Origin of the sequence: Streptomyces sp. NBC_00631 (genome assembly GCF_045206895.1) — a bacterium.
Classification (GTDB): domain Bacteria; phylum Actinomycetota; class Actinomycetes; order Streptomycetales; family Streptomycetaceae; genus Streptomyces.
Map to the genome: position 1 here is coordinate 3,654,554 of NZ_CP107734.1, position 18,248 is coordinate 3,672,801.

General features: G+C 73.6%; 11 protein-coding genes. 4 read left to right on the forward strand and 7 right to left on the reverse strand.

The window, feature by feature from the left end; translation table 11 throughout:
* Positions 1–10: 10 nt before the first annotated feature.
* Together OHB00_RS16770 and OHB00_RS16775 are read right to left on the reverse strand one after the other, a co-directional pair.
* Positions 11–2,314 (reverse strand): WD40 repeat domain-containing protein, encoded by a 2,304-nt coding sequence (locus tag OHB00_RS16770; protein ID WP_406435706.1) that lies wholly within the window; start codon positions 2,312–2,314, stop codon positions 11–13.
* Positions 2,315–2,520: 206 nt separating this feature from the next.
* Entirely contained in the window at positions 2,521–3,840 is a 1,320-nt protein-coding gene (locus OHB00_RS16775; protein ID WP_406435707.1) for an alpha/beta hydrolase, read from the reverse strand.
* Positions 3,841–4,035: 195 nt separating this feature from the next.
* On the opposite strand from OHB00_RS16775, the gene OHB00_RS16780 reads away from it, so the two are divergent.
* Positions 4,036–6,912 (forward strand): AAA family ATPase, encoded by a 2,877-nt coding sequence (locus OHB00_RS16780; protein ID WP_406435708.1) that lies wholly within the window; start codon positions 4,036–4,038, stop codon positions 6,910–6,912.
* 133 nt (positions 6,913–7,045) lie between these two features.
* Positions 7,046–8,671, forward strand: coding sequence for a protease pro-enzyme activation domain-containing protein (locus tag OHB00_RS16785; protein ID WP_406435709.1), 1,626 nt, complete (start codon positions 7,046–7,048; stop codon positions 8,669–8,671).
* 66 nt (positions 8,672–8,737) lie between these two features.
* Here OHB00_RS16785 and OHB00_RS16790 read toward each other — a convergent pair whose 3' ends face one another.
* Together OHB00_RS16790 and OHB00_RS16795 are read right to left on the reverse strand one after the other, a co-directional pair.
* The gene (locus OHB00_RS16790; RefSeq protein ID WP_406435710.1) at positions 8,738–9,538 is read right to left on the reverse strand and encodes a hypothetical protein; all 801 of its coding nucleotides are present in this window, start codon (positions 9,536–9,538) and stop codon (positions 8,738–8,740) included.
* Between the two features lie 87 nt (positions 9,539–9,625).
* A complete protein-coding gene (locus OHB00_RS16795) occupies positions 9,626–9,862 on the reverse strand; it encodes a hypothetical protein (RefSeq protein WP_406435711.1) in 237 nt (78 codons plus the stop codon).
* Between the two features lie 341 nt (positions 9,863–10,203).
* Here OHB00_RS16795 and OHB00_RS16800 point away from each other — a divergent pair, with 341 nt between their 5' ends.
* Both OHB00_RS16800 and OHB00_RS16805 read left to right on the forward strand, forming a co-directional pair.
* Positions 10,204–10,608: a hypothetical protein gene (locus OHB00_RS16800; protein ID WP_406435712.1), complete on the forward strand. Its 405-nt coding sequence runs from the start codon at positions 10,204–10,206 to the stop codon at positions 10,606–10,608.
* Positions 10,598–13,390, forward strand: coding sequence for a tetratricopeptide repeat protein (locus OHB00_RS16805; protein ID WP_406435713.1), 2,793 nt, complete (start codon positions 10,598–10,600; stop codon positions 13,388–13,390). The genes OHB00_RS16800 and OHB00_RS16805 overlap by 11 nt, the downstream gene beginning before the upstream one ends.
* Before the next feature lie 24 nt (positions 13,391–13,414).
* Here the strand turns inward: OHB00_RS16805 and OHB00_RS16810 are convergent, their stop codons facing one another.
* The 3 genes from OHB00_RS16810 to OHB00_RS16820 all read right to left on the reverse strand — a co-directional run bounded on the left by OHB00_RS16810 (position 13,415) and on the right by OHB00_RS16820 (position 18,173).
* Complete coding sequence (locus OHB00_RS16810) at positions 13,415–14,389, reverse strand: alpha/beta hydrolase family protein (RefSeq protein ID WP_406435714.1); 975 nt, start codon at positions 14,387–14,389, stop codon at positions 13,415–13,417.
* A 128-nt stretch (positions 14,390–14,517) separates the two neighbouring features.
* Complete coding sequence (locus OHB00_RS16815; RefSeq protein ID WP_406435715.1) at positions 14,518–15,783, reverse strand: S8 family serine peptidase; 1,266 nt, start codon at positions 15,781–15,783, stop codon at positions 14,518–14,520.
* A gap of 53 nt (positions 15,784–15,836) precedes the next feature.
* Positions 15,837–18,173, reverse strand: coding sequence for a hypothetical protein (locus OHB00_RS16820; RefSeq protein ID WP_406435716.1), 2,337 nt, complete (start codon positions 18,171–18,173; stop codon positions 15,837–15,839).
* Positions 18,174–18,248 lie beyond the last annotated feature (75 nt).

The window sequence follows — 18,248 nt, forward strand, 5'->3', positions numbered from 1 at the left end:
CTTCCTTGGTTCAGTCGGTCTTCCACAGCTGCACGGTGGTGGCATCGGCCACACCGAGCAGCCCGGTGCGGGTGTCGAAGGAGACTTGGTCGATGGCGGAGGGCCGCCGAGTGAGGGTGCGCAGCAGAACCGGCCGCTGTCCCGGCCCCACCTTCCACAGCTTCACGGTGCCGTTCTTCTCGCCGGTGGCGAGGACGGACCCGTTGTGGCTGAACGCGGCGGCGGTGACGGTGGAGCCCGATGGCAGGCTGCCCACCGGACTGGTGAGGTCCCGTACGTCCCACAGGGCGGCCGAGGCGCCGATCCCGGGGGCGACGAGCAGGCGTCCGTCGGTGCTGAAAGCAAGCGGGGCGTAGGCCTGGCCGACATTGGTGACGGAGACCGGGCCGGTGGGACGGCGGATGTCGGAGACGTCGTACAGGTAGAGAGCGGCCGTCCCCTGGGCGGCGTGGCCGCGCCAGACGTGGACCACCACGGTCGCGCCGTCCGGGCTGAAGGCGACACCGTCGACGTGGTCACCACCGGAGAACGGTGCGAGGTCCGACACCTGGACCGGTGCCGTCGGGTCGGCGCTGCTCCAGAGAGAGACATGGCTCGCGCCGAGGCCACCGTCGTCGAGCGCGAAGGCTCCTCCGTCGGGCCGGACCGCGAGGATGGTGTCGAGGCCCCGGTCCTGGGTTCCGCCGATCACCTTGCTGGACAACACGCGCGGCTGCCCACCGCCCGAGTAGATGGTGAAGTCCTGGGCGTTGGTCGTCGTCTGCCGTCCCGTCACGAACAGCAGGCTGCCCTCAGCCGCGAAGACCGTGCCCCACGTCGCGCCTCCCGGACTGTCCGTCACCGGATACAGGGGGCGCGGGGTGCGGGGTGCGGAGACGTCCCACAGCTCGCCGGAGTCCGGACCGTGGGCGGTGACCAGCCGGGCGGCGGCCGGGTCCCAGGCGAGGGAGGTCCGTGCGCGGTCCGGGCTGGACGCCACCGTGATCGTCTTGAGCAGCGTGGGCCCGCTTCCCCCCGGTGCGTCGGACGGGGCCGGACCCGATACCGACGGCCGGACCGAGGGCAGCGGACTCCCGGCCGGCGACGGCGAGGGGGAGAGCCGGGGGTGGCCGGCACTCGGCGTCGGCGAGGACGTGTCCGGGCTCGGCGTCGGGGTGGTGGTCGCGGACGGGTGGGGGGCGACGGAGGGGCCGCCGGAATACGTGGGTGACGGCTGCGCGCTCTGCCCGTACTTGGCGAAGACACGCGTCGTTCCCTGGCAGACGACCATCGCGTACGGCCCCGTCTCGTCGTTGCCCCAGACGAGTCCGTTCTGCACGAAGACGCCGAGCCGCGCGCGGCCCTCGGGACGGGACAGCTGGACCGGGGCACGTAAGCGGCCTGAGGCGGTGTCCACGACCAGCACCGTGCCCGTCGTGTCGTCGGGTACGTACACGAGTGCCCCCGACGCCACCGGTCGGCCCAGCGAATCCGTCCGGGCGACGGGGAGCCGCGTGCTGGTGAGCGCCCCGGTCGCCGTGTTCACGGTGACGAGGGTCTGTGACGGGCGCAGGACCAGGGGGACGAGGGCCGAGGCGGTGGTCGGGATGCCCAGCTCGACGTCGGTGACCGCTTCGGCACGGTCGCCGGTCGGAAAGGATCTGGCCGTGCCGTGCGCGGGCAGGACGGTCAGCCGCAGAGTCCGGGTGTCGAGGACGACCGCCTCGGTGTTCGCGGCGGCGGTCAGCCGTAAGGAACCCTGGCCGTCACCGACGCGGACCCGTGCCACGACGTGGTTGCCCTTGATCCGCAGCACGCTGTCGGACGACTCCTGCGCGGCCCACAGCGAACCGTCGCTTCCGGCGACCGCCGACACGACCGGAGAGTCGAAGGTCACCGCCTGCGGGCTGGTCAGGGTCCGGGACGCGGCCGGGACCGATTCGACGGCGTAGGGATGCCGTTTCGCTCCAGCGCCCAGGTTCCGCGGGTGCGTGGCGATGCCGTAGACCCGCGGCCCGGAAACGGTGACGGAGTCCGCGTCGAGCCCCAGGTCCTGTACCGCGAACCGCTCGTTGGCGTCGTCCACGCTCCAGACGCTGCGGCCGGACAGCAGGACGACGCCGCTGCCCCGCTCGCTCAGCGCGACCGGGCCCGGACCGGTGCCCGCAGGCAGGGAGAGCTGCGCCACCGGCCGGGCCGATCCACCGTCGATCTTCGTCAGCAGTCCCTCGGACGACGACAGCAGCCATGCGGTACCCGAGTGAAAGCGGGGGGCGGCGGTGCCACTGGAGTGGTTCAGCAGGACCGGCCCGACCGTACAGGCGAGTCCGAGCAACCCGGCGACCGCGGCATGACGACCACGTTCGGCATGCGGAAAAGCCCACCGCACCGCCCACCCCCCTGAACCTGAACTTCGCTGTGGTCACGGCGGGCAGCACGCTATACGAAATTACATGATCACAATGGGTAAATGCGCCATCGGTGTCGATAGCGGCAATGATCCGGTGAATCGGACATGTCAGGTGTACGGCACAGCCGCAGTCAGCGGTGCGCCGTGGCCGTAGGGCTGGGCTCCGGGCCCTCCGCGCGCAGCGAGCGGTGGTCGTGGCCGGGGGTGGGGCCGGGGGTGGGCTTGCCCGCCGCCTCGGTGGCCGGCTTCTTGGCGTGGTGGCGGGGCACGACGTCCTGGGGGAAGGTCAGCTGGTCGTTCATCCACTTCAGGGCGGCCGGCATCTCCCTCACCCAGGTGGGGAAGTTGTGGCTGCCGCTCTCGGGGAGGATGGAGACGACCCGCATGGGCGCCCTGACGGCCTTGATGAAGGCCTGGGTCTCGGGGTAGCCCTTCTCGCCGTGCTTGCTGTTGGCGACCAGGACCGAGACCTGGGGCACGGGCAGGTGCTTCAGCCGCCACATCAGGTCGTGGCCGTCGATCCGGGCCTGGCGGCCGGGGCCGCTGCCGAAGAGGTTGCCGGTGGTGGGGTCGTCCTTGACCCGGTAGTCGGGCGACAGGGCGGCGGCCGTGGTGTAGACGCCGGGGTCGCGCATCGTGAGCTGGAGGGCGCAACTGCCGCCCGAGGAGTACCCCATGACACCCCAGGAGTTCGCGTCGTGGCCGGCCCGGTAGACGGACTTGATCGCGTCCGGGAGGTCCTTGGCCAGGAACGTCTCGGTCTGCGGTCCGCCGGGGACGTCCACGCACTCGGTGTCGCGCGGCGGCGCGATGGTGGGCCTGATCATCACCATGATCGTCGGCTGCATCTGGCCCTTGCGCTGGAGCTCGCCGGCGGTCTGCGAGACCCGCAGATGCTGGGCGAGGTTGTAGATGCTGCCCGGGTAGCCGCTGAGCGCGACGATCACCGGGAAGCGCATGCGGTGGTACGCCTTCTGGAAGTACTGCGGCGGCAGGTAGACGAAGGCCGGGTCGACCACGCCGGTGCGCCGGCCGATGATCTTCACCGACTCCACCCGGCCGACGGCCGCGGCAGGCCCGTCGGGCAGCCCGCTGACCCGGCTCAACTGCTGGTCACCCGCGGGCTGTACGAGCGAGGCCCCGTGGACACTGCTTATGCCGTTCACCGAGCCGCCGCCGTTCCCGCCGGCCGCCTGCGTCACGCCGACGGGAGCGGTGTCGACGTTGCCGAACAGCTCGTTCCAGGAGCCGAAGAACTGGTACGACGAGTTCACCGCGCACGCGAACGCCGCGACGATCGTCACCTGTGTCACCCCGATGGCCCCGAGCCGCCCCAGCACCGGCCACAGCCCCGGCCTGGCGAACCGCGGCCACAGCCAGACCAGCAGCGCCACACACAGGGCGGCCAGCGCCACCAGCGCGTATACCGTCGTACGACTGGTCAAACCCATGTCACTCAGTCCCTGTTTTCCCTGCCCGTGCTTCGTTGCTTCCGCACAGGAGGAGGGCGGAAGAGCCTTCCGCGTTCCGTAACGAGGGATTCAGGAAGAAGACATGACCTGTTACGCCATGTCGGGCAAGGCGTCGGGCGCCCAGAGGTGACGAACGTCATTGACACACCGGATCACGGAGGTTGTCATGAACACATGCAACTGACCGGGCGCCGTACGCTGCTCGACGCCGTCCGGGTCCAGGCGGCGGCGCGCCCCGGAGTGCTCCTCCACGGCCCCGCCGGCATCGGCAAGTCCACACTCCTGGCGGCCCTGACCGCCGACACCCCGGAGAGCGGCACCTTACTGCGCTGCTCGCCCGCCGAGGCGGACGCCCGGCTTCCCTTCGCCGGGCTCGTCGACCTGTTCGACCCGGTCCCCGAGAGCCTGCTGGAGGCCCTGCCGCCGGAACCCCGGGCGGCGCTGCGGACGGCCCTGCTGCGCGGCGGCGGACCGGCGGACGGCCGCGGCCTGCTCGCCGTGCGCGTCGCCGTCCTCGAAGCGCTGCGCGCCCTGGCCGCCGGCGGTCCGGTCCTGCTCGTCGTAGACGGCCTCCAGTGGCTCGACGAACCGACCGCCGAGATCCTCGCCTTCGCCGTACGACGGCTCGACGGCCCCGGCGTCCGGATGCTCGCCACCGAACGGGTGACGGACGGCGACCGGCCCGGACGGCTGCGCTGCTGCCCGCCTGGCACCCTCGAACTCCCCGTGCCGCCCCTGACGGACGGCGAGACGGCCCACCTCGTCCGCGCCGACCTCGGCACCGACCTGCCCCCGGCCATGCTGCGGGCGATCCAGCAAACCGCCGCCGGAAACCCCTGCTACGCACGGGAGTTGGGGCGCGCCGCCCGGCACGCGCCGACGCCCGCCGGGTTCGGCACGCTGCCGCCGGTGCCCCCGGGACTGCGCACCCTCCTGCTGGAGCAGGCCCGTTCGCTGCCGGAGCCGGTGCGGCGCACCCTCCTCGTCGCGAGCGCCGCCGCCCGCCCCAGCCTCACCCTGCTGCGCGCCGCCGGCCTGCCGGACCCGGCCGCCGACCTCGCGGAGACGGAACGGCTCGGCATCGCGACCGCCGACGCCGACGGAGCCGTACGTTTCCACCACCCCGTGCTGCGGGCCGCCGTGCACGCCGACGCCTCCGAGCACGGCCGGCGGGAGGCGCACGCACTGCTCGCCCGCGCGGTGCCCGAGCCGGTGGAACGGGCCCGCCATCTCGCGCTCGCCCACCCGTACGAGGACGAGGACACCGCCCGCACCCTGATGGCGGCGGCCGGCTCGGCGCGCCGTGACGGCGCCCCCGGCACCGCCTTCGAACTGGCCGCCCTCGCCGCCCGCCGCACCCCGGCCCGCCACCCGGCGGAGCGCGCCGAACGGCTGCTGACCGCGGCCGAGTACGCCTGCGACGCCGGGCGCACCGAGGAGGCGGCCGAGGCCGCCGGGGCGGTGCTCGCCCGGTCGGGCTCGGCGGCCCGGCGGGTGCGGGCCCGCCTGGTCCTGCTGCGCGGCGCCGGGCAGGCACTGGAGGGCACCGAGGACCTGATCGCCGACGGCCTGCGGGACGCGGCCGGCGATCCGCGCTCCGAGGCCCGGCTGCACCACTGGGCCGCCGTACGGGGCCTGCTGTGCGGGGAGTTGGCGGAGGCGGCCGGGCACGCCCGGCGGGCCGCGCGGCAGGCGGGCGCGGCCGGTGACACCGGCACCAGGATCGACGCGCTCGCCACCCTCGCCCGGGTGCGGTCCCTGGCCGGGGATCCGGTCGCCGCCGACGCCGCGCTCGCGGAGGCGCTGACCCTGGTCGGGGGTGCCGACGGCGGCCCGGAGAGCCGGCGGCTGATCCGGATGCGGGCGATCCTCGCCCTGGACTCCGACCGGGTGACCGAGGCCCGCGACCAGGTCGTCCCGCTGCTCGCCGCGACCGGCGAACCGGCGGGCGCCGAGGAGAACGTCGCGACCCTGGTGGCGCTGACCCGTATCCAGGTGCGCGCCGGGCACTGCCGGGAGGCGCTGCGCACCGCGGCCCGCTGCTCGCGGGCGCTGGCCCAGTCGGCTCCGGCCCTGTACGCGGCGGCCCTCGCCGCGACCGCCGGCTCGGCCGCCGACGAGGCCCGGAGGCTGGCCGCGCAGGCGGTCCGCGCCTCGGAGGCCGACGGCGACCGGCTGTTCCTGCTGCGCGCGCTCGCCGTGCTCGGGCAGGCCGAACTGCTCGGCGGCGATCCGCGCGGGGCGGCGGCCGCCGTCGAGGCGCTGCAGCGCGTCCGGGAACTCGGCGAGGCCATGTGCGCCGCCGACCCGCCGCTGCTGCACTGGTACGGCGACCTGGCGGAGGCCCTGGTCGTGCTGGGCGAGACGGAGGCGGCCGGGACCGTGCTGCACGACGCCCGCACACGCGTGCCGGACGGCGCGCCCGGCAGCGTCCTGGCGGCGCTGGACCGGGCGGAGGGACTGCGCGAGGCGGGTCTCGGCCGGGCGCGGGAAGGAACGGTACGGCTGCGTACCGCCGTCGACCGGCTGCGCCCGCTGCCGCTCCCCGTCGAGCTGGTACGGACCCTGATCGCGCTCGGCGCGGTCGAGCGCCGCGCCCGCCGCCGCAACGCGGCCCGCGCAGCGCTCGCCGAGGCCCTGGAGACGGCGACCCGCATCGGCGCGGCCCCGCTCGCGGCCCGGGCCAGGGACGAACTGGCCCGGCTGGCGGCCGCGGAGCGCGGCGGCGAGGCGGGCGCGGGCAGACGTGAACTCACGCCCACGGAGGCGAGGATCGCCGAACTGGTCGGTGGCGGGGCGACCAACAGGGAGGTCGCCGCGGAGCTGTTCATCAGCGTCAAGACGGTGGAGGGGGCGCTGTCCCGGGTCTACCGCAAGTTCGGCGTCCGCTCGCGCACCGCGCTGGCGCACGCGATGGCCGTCGCCGTCATCGCCGCGGGCGCGGCGGTGGACACCGGCGACGACGAGCAACCCGGTCCGGCCGCACAGACGGTGACGGTCAGCCAGGCGGTGCGGCCCCGGCTGCCCCGCCCTCTCGACACACGCCGTTGACGTGACATCCGCAGTTAACACGTGACGCAAGGGTTCCCCCGCTTACGGGGAGGGGGCCGGAGTTCCTACGGTGATCCCGTTCCGTCTCCGGGACGCATCCCCACCCCCCACTCTCCCTGTCCGGAGGACCCCAGTGAAGTCACGCCTGAAACTGCTCGGCCTGATCGCCGCGCCGGCCATGGTGACGGCGGTCGTCCCCGCCGCCTACGCGGCCGACGCCCCGCACACCGCCCGGGCCGCCGTCGCCGGCGACGTCCTGCCGCACCTGAAGCAGAGCGCCGCCCGCACCGGCGAGGTGGCGTCCGGCAAGCGGATATCCGTGGCGATCAGCCTGGCTCCCCGAGGCGGTACGGCACTCGACACCTTCGTGGCGAAGGTCAGCGACCCCCACTCGGCCTCCTACGGCCACTACCTGACCAGGAGCCAGTTCGCGGCCCGGTTCGGCCGGACCGACGCCGAGGTCAAGAAGCTGAAGAACTACCTGCGTTCGCAGGGCGTCACCGTCGGCAAGGTGCACTCCGGCAACCTGCTCGTCGACGCCAGCGGCACCGCCGCCCAGCTGCAGAAGGCCTTCGGCACCCAGCTGTCGACCTGGAAGGACGCCGCGACGGGCCGCTCCTTCTACGCCAACGACAGCGCGCCGACCCTGCCGTCCTCGCTGGCCTCCATCGTGAGCGACGTGGCGGGCCTCAACAACCGGGTCCAGCTGCACCACCAGGCGACCCCGCACACCGTCTCCCCGCACAACGGCCCCGGCGGCGGCTACACCCCGGCCCAGCTCAAGGGCGGCTACAACGTCTCGGGCACGTACACCGGCAGCGGCCAGAAGATCGCGCTGCTTGAGTTCGACGGCTTCCAGCAGTCCAACATCACCAAGTACGACACCAACTACAGCCTGGGCTCGCCCACTCCGACCGTGTCCAAGGTGGACGGCGGCTCCGGCGCGCTCGGTGACGGCCAGGTCGAGGTCGAGCTGGACATCGAGGTGCTGCACGCGATCGCCCCGAAGGCGAACGTGACGGTCTTCGAGGGCCCCAACTCCGACGCTGGTGAGGTCGACACCTACCAGGCCATCGTGGACAGCGGCATCCCGACCACCTCGATCAGCTGGGGCGCGGCGGAGTCCGCCCGCACCACCTCCAACATCAACGCGGTGGACGCCGTCTTCAAGACGGGCGCCGCCGAGGGCCTCGGCTTCTACGCGGCCTCCGGCGACGACGGCTCCGACGACGCGGGCGACGGCGGGACCTCCGTCGACTACCCGGCCAGCGACCCGTACGTCACGGGCGTCGGCGGCACCAAGCTGACCGTGACCTCCGCCAACGTCTGGAGCAAGGAGGTGGCCTGGTCCGGCGGCGGTGGCGGCAAGTCCTCCGTCTTCAAGATCCCGAGCTGGCAGACGGCGGTGCAGAAGAGCGCGGGCGGCGGCTACCGCCAGGTCCCGGACGTCTCGGCGCACGCCAACCCGAGCCCCGGTGTCTCCATCTACTCGCAGGGCTCCTGGTCCTCGGTCGGCGGCACCAGCGCGGCGGCCCCCGAGTGGGCGGCGTTCGCGGCCCTCTACAACCAGCAGGCAGCGGCGGCCGGCAAGGCGAACCTCGGCTTCGCCGACCCGGCCCTGTACGCGGCGAGCGGCACCGGCTTCCACGACATCACCAGCGGCAGCAACGGCGCCTACTCCGCGGCCACCGGCTGGGACTTCACCACGGGCTGGGGCTCGTACAACGCCTCGACCCTGGCGACGAAGCTCCTCGGCTGACGCCACCCGCCGAACCAGCGGACGGCCCCCGTACCGGGGGCCGTCGTGCTCACCCGAGGGCCGGCCTCACCTGACGTCGACGAAGTCGCCGGCGGCGGTGGCCGGACCGGTGGTGCCGGTGCCGGCGAAGACGAACCGGAAGTAGCCGTCGGCCTTGGCCTTGGTGGTCGTCTTCAGCGCACCGGCGCTGCCGCTGGTGACGGTCTTCAGGGTGGTGTAGGTGCTGCTGCCCTTCTTGCGGAACTGCAGCTTGACCTGCTGCCCCTGATAGCCGGTGTAGGTACCGCTCTCCCAGTTCGCGCGGCTGAGTCTGCCGGTGACGGTGACGGTCCTGCCCTTCTTCACCGGCTCGGGCGAGGCGTTCACCGTCACCTTGGCCAGCCGCTTGATCCGGGCCGTGCCCGCGGCGTCGATCTCCGTCCAGTCGTCGGTGCGGTCCTGGGCCCCGGCGAGCACCTTCCAGGTACCGGCGAGGCCGTTGTGGTCGAGGTCCCGTGCGGCGTCCACGGCGATGCTCACCTCGCAGGCGGAGGTGGTGGGGTCGGTGGACGACACCGTGCACGCACCCGTCGGCGGGTACAGCGGCAGGTGGCCGTCCTCGTCGTCGGTGTTCGGGCCGTGCCACAGGTAGGCCCAGGACGAGGCGACGCCGTCCGGGTCCGTCGCGGTCCAGGTGATGGTGACGGTCTTCTTGGTGGTCAGGCCGAGGACGAGGTCCTTGCCGCCGTTGACGACGACGTTCGAGAAGACGGTGTCGCTCGGCACGGCCCGGTCCGCCGCCTGGGCGGCAGTCGGCAGCACCGACGTGGCAAGGGCGAAAAGGCCGGTGGCAAGGGATACGGCGGTGACGGCCGGGCGGATGCGCATGGGATCCCCCTTAGGGATGGACGGCTCGCCGTCTGCGGACGGCGAGTCCTGATGCTGTGTCACACCCGCTAGACATGTGAGGGTCGGTCACGGTTGCCCCGGTGTTCCGACCGTGTTCACCGAGTCCGGTCCGATGCCGCTGCCGCCGCTCGGCCGGAGAGCAGAGCCGGCCGCCCCGGCACCGGGCGCGGCGGCGACGAGCAGCCACCGCAGGACCTCGGCCCGCACCTCCGGCACGTCCTCGCACCACTCGCCCCGCCGGTACGCCTCCCAGAGCCGACGCTCGTGGGCCTCCCATCCGTCCGGCAAGCCGTCGTCCGACACCCCGTGATCCCCCTTCACACACCTCCCCGCAAGCGACGGCGAAGCAGGACGTTGCTACCCGGGGGACAGGGAGATCACGCCTGCGAACCGCCTTGCCGGCAAGGGCCGTCGGGGTCGCGTGGGCCTCGCTGCCCATCCCCCGCCGCCGTGGCCGTCACGGCCGTCCGCGGGTCCGTGGGGGGCTGATCGCGCAGTTCCCCGCGCCGCTTGCGGGGCGCTGCCACACCCACCGAACGAGATACCCCAAGACGGCGGCTCTGTCCTCGCTTTGTACGTTCTGCCCCCGATGGGTCCTTCTCCGCTGTACCTCTGGCAGCACGCGTCGAGGCAAGGGGGGACGCATGCAACGCGCAGGGCGTTGGGTTGTCGCGGTGTGCGCGGGGGCCGGTTCGTTCGTGGTCTGCCTGTGGGCGGCGCGAGCCGCGTCGTTCGGCTTTCTGCCCCGCGCGGAGGCCGACCGGTGGGTGGTGGCGACGGCGTTCGCGACGACGATGGCCGCGCTGGTCGGGGCGGCGGCCGGTTGGTGGGCGGGGGCGGGGACCGAGGGAGCAGGGGCCGTGCGGCAGGCTGTCACAGCGTCCGACGACGCCCGGGTCACGCAGGTCGCCGGGCACCGGCGCCCCGGCCCCGGCGCCGCCACGGACCGTCCCGGAGGGCTGGCCCAGCACGTCAGGGCGGCGGGCCGGGCCCGGGTCACCCAGGTCGGCGGGGACGACGGCACGGCAGGTCCCGGGCGTGACCGGTAGGCGCACGGCCGCGCGGGCACAGGCCGCCGCGGCCTCCGGGCACGGCCATGTCATCCAGATCAGCGGCAGCGGCAACCAGGTCTGCGCGTCCGGCGCCGCCGACCGGTCACCGGTGCTGCACCTCCCGGCGGAGCCGACGCGTCTGGCAGGCCGCGAGAAGGAGGCCGAGGCCGTACTGGCGCTGCTCGCCCCCGTGTCCCGCGGCCGGCCCGACGCCGTCGTCTCGTTGCTGTCCGGGCTCCCCGGCATCGGCAAGACCGCCCTGGCCCTCCATGTCGCCCACCGGGCCGTGGCCCGAGGCTGGTTCCCGGGCGGCGCGGTCTTCCTGCATCTGCGGGGCTACGATCCGGCCGGGCCGGTCGGCGCGGACGAGGCGGTCGGCGCGCTGGCACGGGCGCTGGGCGTGGACGACGCGAGGACACCGGACGAGCAGACGGGCCTTTGCCAGGCCGCGCTGAACCGGCTCGCCGACGAGGACAGGGCGGTCCTGCTCATCGCCGACGACGCGGCCGACGCCGCACAGATCGAGCGCCTCGTTCCCGCCCGCTCCGCGCACCGGCTGCTGGTGACCTCCCGTCACCTGCTCGCCAGCCCCGCCTTCCAGCCCCGGCTGATCGGCCTGGACGAACTGACCCCGCAGGGTGCCGCCGACCTGATCGCCGAGGCGCTGCGGCATGCCAGGCCCGACGATCCGCGTCCGCAGCGGGAGGCCGACGCGCTGGCCGGGCTCGCCGGACACTGCGGCCACCATCCGCTCGCCCTGCGGATCGCCGCCTGCCTGCTCATCACCGACGCGGGCCGGCCCATCGCCACGCTCGCCACCGACCTGGCCGACGCCCGGACCCGCCTGGACGTGCTGTGCTTCGAGGACGGCGGGCACACGACGGCGGTCCAGGCGGCGTTCCGTCTCTCGTACCAGCGCCTGCCGTCGCCCCACCGCCGGCTGTTCCGGCAACTCGCCCTCAGTCCCGGCCCGGACATCGACACGGACGCCGCGGCGGCGCTCGTGGGACGGTCCCGAGCCTGGACCCGGGACTCCCTGGCCGCGCTCGCCCGGGCCGGACTGCTGGCGGAGCAGCCGGTGCGCTCGGGTCGCTGGCGGATGCACGACCTGCTCCGTGTCTACGCGGCCGCGCTGGTCGAGAAGGACAGCGCCAAGTGGCGGGACGCCGCGTTCACCCGTCTGCTGGCGCACTGCGGGAAGCTCGCGCGGGCGGCGGACGCGCATCGGCACAACCACGACGACGGGCCGTTGCCGGGCGAGTTCCCGGACCGGGCGCACGCCGTGCGCTGGCTGGAGGCGGAACGGGCGAACCTGGTGGCGCTCATCGCCCGGGCCGCGGCCACCGGACACGTGCGCGCGGTGCTGGACCTGGAGGAGCACATACGGCTGTTTCTGCTGGAACGAAGCAGTTACGCCATCGACGCCGTGACCGCCGCGCGGCTCGCCGTCGGCTGCGCCCGCGCGATCGGCCACACGTGCTGCGAGGCCAACGCCCTCGGGCACCTCAGCCAGGCTCTCGGCAACTGCGGACGGCTGCCCGAGGCGGTGGAGGCCGCCACCAGAAGCCTGGACGTCGCCCGGGCCCGCGGCGACGACCGGGAGCGCCAGATCGCGGCACTGCACATCCTCGGTACCTCGCTCCGCCGGGCCGAGCGGTTCGAGGAGGCCGTCAAGGCCCATGCCGAGAGCCTGGCGCTCTGTGAGGAACTCGGTGACCAGGGCTGGATCGGCAAGACACTCGTGGGCCTCGCCGACACGCTGCGCGACCGCCACGAGTACGAGGAGGCCGCCGGTCTGCTCACTCAGGCCGTACGGCACTTCGCCGAGAGCGGCGACTGGCATGCCGAGGGCCTCACTCTGATAGGGCTCGGAGACACGTTGTTCGCGATGAAGAGGTCCGACGACGCCGTCGAGGCGTACCGCCGCGCCCTCGCCGTCTACCAGGAGCGCGGCGACGAACACCACCAGGCCATCGCCATGCAGCACCTGTGGGCGGTGAGCGACCTGAGCCCGCAGGAGGCGGTGGACAACTACGAGAAGGTCGTGGCCATCTGCCACCGGGTGTTCGACCGCCGGCTGGAGGCCCTGGCGCTGAAGGCCCTGGCCGACCGGCTCCAGCGGCTCGGCCGGTACGACGAGGCCGTCACAGCCCACCGCAGGGCGGCGGCCATCCACGAGGAGCGCGACGAGGAGAGCCTGCTGACCGGTGCGCTGCGCGACCTGGGGAGCGCCCTGTGCGCGGCCGGACGTCCCACCGAGGCCGCCGAGGTGCACGAACGGGAGATCGCGCTGTTCCGGACCCGCGGGGACCGGCACATGGAGGCCGAGGCACTGGAACGTCTCGCCACGGCGCTGCGGCGCGGGCGCCGCCGGTCGCAGGCGGCGGAAGCCTCCGCCGCCGCGATCGGCCTCTACCGCGAACTGGACGACACCTGGTGCGAGCGCAGAGCACTGGGCGACCTGGGCCTGCCCGTCCGGGACACGCGACGAGCCGACCGCGCCATGGCCGCGTACCACTGGGTGCTCTCCTGTCTGCCGGAGAACGACTCGCGCGGCCGGGAGAGCGTGATTCTGTTGGCTGTCGCCACCGCGCAACGGCGGGCGGGGCGATTCACCGACGCCTTCTGGTCGTTGACGAGCATGGTCGGGACCGTGTGGCGGGACGACCGGATTGCGGAGCCGTTCGCCGAAGCCGTGCACCTCCTGGTGAAGACCTCCCTCCGCCCCCGCCCGGTCCTCACCGCCTTGCGGAACCGGTACCGCCGGCCGGCCGCCTGAGCCGCGCTCCGTTCGTCCGCGGGTCTACTTGCACTCGACCCGTCCCGCCGCGGCCGCCCCCGTCGTCAGCGCCTCGCACGCCGTCTGCCAGGCATACGGGTCGGACTGGAGCTGAGTGCGCAGGTAGGCCGCGGTGAGCTGACCGAGGGCGGTGACGCGGTCGGGGTTCTCGTCGGTGGTTTCGTCGGCGTCGTATCCCGATATGCCGCCGAGCAGGTGCTCGGCGTCGAACAGGGTGAGCAGGGTCTTGGGGGTGGGAGCGAGGTGGTAGGGGTCGGCGTGCCAGTCGGGGCCGATGTCGGTGAAGTGCGAGGGGTCGTCCTTGTCGCCGGCGACGACCAGGGTGGGCGCGGCCATCGTGGAGAAGTCGGTGGTGCGGAAGAACGGCACCTTCTCGGCCATCCGTCCGTTGAGAGCCTCGCCGCCCCTGCCGGGTGCGGCCAGCAGCACGCCCGCCTTGATCCGGGGTTCACGCAGGTCCACCGCCGTCCCGGTGTCAGGGTCGGCGATCCGGGCGCCCAGCAGGAGGCTCGCGGTGTGGCCGCCGAGGGAGTGCCCGGCGACCGCGATCTTCTCGTGGTCGAGGCGCCCGGCGAGCTGCGGCACGGTGTTCTCGATCTCGTCGAGCCGGTCGACGATGTGGCTCATGTCCTCGGCGCGCGAGCGCCAGAAGTAGGGGCCTCCCGGGGCGTCGGCGAGACGCCGGGCCAGGGTCCGGGAGCTGAGGTGGGTGGGCTGGACGACGACGAATCCGGCGGCCGCCCAGAGGTTGGCGAGGGGTGCGTAACCGTTCAGCGAGGAGAGGTTGTTGGAGCCGCCGTGACCGTGGGAGAGCAGGACGACGGGCAGGCCGGTCCCGGTCGCGGGCGCGGAGACGCGGAGCTGGAGGTCCACGGGCCGTCCGGGCACGGACAGGGTCACCGGGCCGTACGACAGGACGGGGGCGGTCGGGCCGAAGCCGGCGGCGATGTCGGTGGCGATGTCGGTGGTTGCGCTCATGAGGAACGGTTCCCTTCTGCGTCCGGCCGCGACGAAGCGAAACGGAACGCCGTCCCGATTACTATCCGGAACAGCGTCCCGCTTTGTCAAGCTCCGCCGGACCCGGCCACCGCCGGACCCGCAGTCGGTCAGAACGCCGACAGTCCGTTCGGGGTGCCGTTGCCGGTGGGGGCGTCGTAACCCGGCACCGCGGTGCAGAGGTAGTCGCCGTCGCAGCTGCCGTTCGAGCCGTCGACCACGTCGTTGAGGCCTGCCGCCGGGGCGGAGTAGAGCCGGGACGCGTCGGGGAGGGCGGCGGGGTCACCGGCGAGCGCGATCACTCCGGCCACGTACGGCGCCGAGGCGCTGGTGCCGCCGACGACCGTCCAGCCGCCGCTGCCCCGGGGCACGGAGGTGACGTAGACGGCGGGTCCGGTGTCGGGGTCGGCGACGACGGAGACGTCCGCGAGCGTGCGGCCGGGGCAGTCGGTGTCCTGCTGCCAGGCCGGCTTGTCGACCCAGGCCGAGCAGCCGCTGCCCGACCCGGACCAGGCCGTCTCCTGCCAGCCGCGGGCGTTGTCGGCACGGGTGAGCGAGGTACCGCCGACCGCGACGACACTGGAGTACGCCGCCGGGAAGCTCGGGACGGTGTAGCCGGAGTCGCCCGAGGAGGCGACCACCGCGACACCGGGGTGGCTGTAGTCCTTGGCGAAGGCGGTGGTGCCGTGCGATTCGGTGCCGCCGTAGCTGTTGGACACCTCGGTGGCGCCCAGGGCGACCGCGGTGTCCACCCCGGCGGCCAGGTCCGCCAGGTAGGGTTCGTCGGCCTCGACCAGCAGGATGCGGCACTGGGGGCAGGCGGCCGAGGCCATCTCCAGGTCGAGCGCCGTTTCGGTGGCCCAGCCGCTGGCGGCACCGGACTGCGGCAGCGGGGCGGTCTCGCCTCGCTGGTTGACCTTGCGGAAGCAGCCGTTGTCCGTGGTGCACGGGGGCAGTCCGTAGGTCGCGCGGTAGACGGCCAGGTCGGCCTCGGCGGTCGGGTCGTCGTAGGCGTCGACCAGGGCGATGGTCTGGTCCGCGCCGCCGGTGGACGGCAGGTTGTAGGCCGCGCGCAGGTCCGCCGGGCCGTAGCCCTCCGGCAGCGCGGTGTCGGCCGCGGTGGCCCTGGCGCGGTTCCTGACGGCCGGTCCGCGTACTCCCAGGCCGCCCTGGACGTCGGTGCGGACCAGGGCGAGGCATCGGGCCTGCCCGGCGGGGACGGTGGCGCAGGCGCGCTGGACGTGCGGCTGTGCCGTGGCGGTACCGGCCGCCCGGGCGGTGCCGGCCGCGGGGATCGCGAGGGCGACGAGCAGGGCGGTCACGGCGGCCCGCGCTCTGCGTGTCAGGCGGGCGGTGCGTATCGGGCGAGCGGTCATCCGGGGATCGTTCTCCTGGTTCTCGTGGGTCTCCTGACCGGGTCCGGCTGTCGTCATGAGGTGGTGGCCGCGACGGTGTAGGCGTGCGTGATGGTCTCGGTGAGGCCGTTGCCGTCGGCGTCGGTGGCGGTGACGCGGATGGCCGGGCTGGTGCCGCGCGCGGAGTCCGGGTTGGTCCAGCGGGCCCGGTAGTGGCCCTTCGAACCGTGCAGGACCGAGTTCTGCCAGGTCTGGCCGCCGTCGAAGGAGACCTGCACCGCTGCGGAGGTGATCGCGGCCCGGGAACCGGCTCCGCCGAAGGTCACGTGGGCGATGTCCAGGCCCATGCTCTGCGTGGTCCGGTGACTGGTGTTCAGATCGTCCGTGGCCGGCCGGAAGCGCGCGGTGAGCATCGGCAGGACCTGGCAGGGCGTGGCCGGCGACTGCCCCTCGCAGGTGAACCGGTCCGGCAGCAGGGAGTCGGTGTCGCCCGCCGAGGGCAGGCCGAAGGTCAGCTCGGTGTGGGCGGTGGTGGACTGGCTGAGGGTGGTGTCACCGCTGAAGTCCTGGTCGGCGACCATGCGGTAGCGGGCGTCGGGCGCCGTCTGGCCGTCGACGTAGACCGCCGTGTTGCCGGGCCTGTCGTCCACCAGTGTTCCGTCCCGGTAGAGCTGGGCCCTGAAGCCGTACGACTGCTCGCTGTAGACGCTGGGGCCGCCCGAGTGGTCGGGTTCGCTGTCGGTCATGGCGAGGAAGGCCAGCAGGTTGCCGTCCGCCACGCAGGCCGAGCAGTCCGAGCCGCCGAACGGGCCCGTCGTGTACTGGCCCAGCCCCAGGCCGATCGGGCCGCGGGCCCAGTCCTGCGTGTAGGTGCGGCCGGCGGCGAAGGTGCGGTCGCCGGAGTTGAAGGCGAGGCTCGTGCCGGGGAAGGACTGCTGGATCCAGACGCCGCCGTTGTTGCCGCTCAGGTAGTCGGTCACCCGGGCCGGCATGGTCTGCGTGACGGCCGCGGAGAAGGCGGCCGGGAGTCCGGCGCCGAGTTCACCGCTGGTGATGACGCCGTCCGGGGAGGCCGCCGGGTCGCGGACGTACCGTTCCCGGACGGTGGCGAGCTGCTTACCGGTGACCGTGATCCGCTGGTCGGCCGCCACCTGGTCGGAGAGGCGCCCCGTGAGGTCGTAGCGGTAGGGGTCGGCGGTGCCGGGGCCGTGGCCCGACCACTGGGTGAAGTAGGCGACCTTGCCGGTCGTGGCGGCCGGCTGGGGGTTGACGTAGACGGGGGTGGCGTCGGTGGAGACCGCCGAGGCGGTGGGGGCCGTGTCGATCGAGCCGTCGGCGGCGTCGGTGCGCCCCCAGGTGGCGGCAGCGTAGTCCGCGGTGGCCGGGCGGGGCGTGGCGGCCGCGACCTGCGCGGTGGCCGTACGGGCGTCCAGGTCCGTGGTGGTCGCGCCGGTCACGTCGAGGTCGGTCAGGGTGACCAGGGACTGCGCGGTGACATCGCCGGAGGCGTCGAAGTCCACCACGGGCGCGGCCAGGCTGTAGTGGCCGGTCGGGACGGCCACCTTCTCGATGCCGTCGTCCACCGGGAGGACCGCGGTCATCATCGCCGCGTCGTCCGTGTCGGTCAGGAGGACGGCCCCGTTGACCCCGGCACCGGACCGGTCCTCCGCCGTGATCTGGAGGATGTTCAGCTTGTACTTGCCCGCCACGCCGTTCACGGCCGGTGTGCTCACGCCGTTCGCGGCCGGTGTTCTCGCGGTGGTCGCGCCGGTCCGGCCGACGGAGGTCACGCCCGCGAACAACGGGGTGCTGCCCGGCCGGTGACCGGCCCGTACGTCGGCCGCTATCCGCTGCTTCAGCAGCCGCGCCAGCTTCCGGCCGGACGCGGCCGTGGTGTACCCGCGGGCGGAGGCACCGCGCGCGGACGAGCCGCTGGTGGAGGTCAGGGTCAGCCCGGTGGGGGTGCTCGGCTTCGCGCCCCGGGCGAAGGACACGGTCACCGGGACGCGGTCGGCCGCCGACGCGCCCGCGGCCAGCGCGGTCACGTCGAACAGGGAGAGGTCCAGCTGCCTGCCGAGGTAGGGCTGGGCCAGGGACGGGATCACATAGCGGTCACCCGAAGCGTCCTGGAAGGACAGGAACCCACCGCTGCCCTTGGCGTGCGAGGCCGGGCGCACGGCGAGGACGCGCTGCCCGGACCCGGTGGTGGTGACCATGACCTGATCGCCTGTCACCAGCGTGACGGTCCGGGTGGCGGACGTCGTCCGCGCGGCCGCCGTGCCCGGCAGGGCTTCCTGGGCGGCGAGTGCCGGAGCAGCCAGCGTGGCCGTGGCGGTCAGCAGGACGCCCAGGGTCAGGGCTCCGGTGGCGGACCGGGTTGATCTGAGGCGAAGCCTCGGAGATGTGGTCATGAGCGTTCAGGCTGACCCGGCAATGTGATCGGAACCCGGCTCGGAATATGACCGAACCGCAACAGCCTCGGCTAT

Coding starts and splice junctions, on each gene's coding strand:
- OHB00_RS16815 (WP_406435715.1), bottom strand. CDS start 15,783: ATGACCGCTCGCCCGATACGCACCGCCCGCCTGACACGCAGAGCGCGG.
- OHB00_RS16800 (WP_406435712.1), top strand. CDS start 10,204: ATGCAACGCGCAGGGCGTTGGGTTGTCGCGGTGTGCGCGGGGGCCGGT.
- OHB00_RS16820 (WP_406435716.1), bottom strand. CDS start 18,173: ATGACCACATCTCCGAGGCTTCGCCTCAGATCAACCCGGTCCGCCACC.
- OHB00_RS16790 (WP_406435710.1), bottom strand. CDS start 9,538: ATGCGCATCCGCCCGGCCGTCACCGCCGTATCCCTTGCCACCGGCCTT.
- OHB00_RS16775 (WP_406435707.1), bottom strand. CDS start 3,840: ATGGGTTTGACCAGTCGTACGACGGTATACGCGCTGGTGGCGCTGGCC.
- OHB00_RS16780 (WP_406435708.1), top strand. CDS start 4,036: ATGCAACTGACCGGGCGCCGTACGCTGCTCGACGCCGTCCGGGTCCAG.
- OHB00_RS16810 (WP_406435714.1), bottom strand. CDS start 14,389: ATGAGCGCAACCACCGACATCGCCACCGACATCGCCGCCGGCTTCGGC.